Annotated in this window: 2 protein-coding genes; both read right to left on the bottom strand. The window is 43.3% G+C overall.

Going from position 1 to position 536, the window contains the following annotated elements; translation table 11 throughout:
* Nucleotides 1-73: 73 nt before the first annotated feature.
* Complete coding sequence (locus R8N49_RS29935; protein ID WP_005499880.1) at nucleotides 74-361, bottom strand: hypothetical protein; 288 nt, start codon at nucleotides 359-361, stop codon at nucleotides 74-76.
* On the bottom strand, nucleotides 327-536 hold a 210-nt coding region (locus tag R8N49_RS29940; RefSeq protein ID WP_318190807.1), incomplete at its 5' end, for a hypothetical protein. The genes R8N49_RS29935 and R8N49_RS29940, both read right to left, overlap by 35 nt.

The raw sequence follows: 536 nt of genomic DNA on the forward strand, positions 1-536 counted from the left end.
TAAAGGCTCATTTGACCTTGTTGCGTTCAATCGTATGATCAGTGAACGCGTGCTTGATTAGGTTATGGGGCTCTTAAACCAGAAAAAAAAAGTAAAGGAAGCAGACAAAAGCGAGCAACGTTGCTGATAGCACTGGGTAGATGATGTATGAGTCTTGCTTGTTGGTTCGTTGAAAACACAACGACACAAGCAGAACATTGTAAACCACGAGCAGCAGGCTGATCATAGTGCCACTGTTTAGGTTGAGGCTAGAGAGTTGGGTAAGAAAAAACGCCAATAATAAATAGTCGAAGATGATTAGCCATAAAAAGGCTTTCTTCAACATATCACGTCTTTTTGTGTCGGGCATTGGCTCGTGCATATTGAACTCTACTAAAAGTCACGGCAATTGGATTAGGGATTAAAAAGGTCACCAGCTGGGCGAGGTGACCTTTGTGGTTTATGGCGTTGACAAGCGTTATAGTGCTTGGATTTTCGCTTCTTGTTTTTCTGCGTCCGCCGAGTAACGGATCACTTCTTGTCGAATAACGGGTTGG

This window comes from Vibrio sp. 1978, from assembly GCF_033344345.1.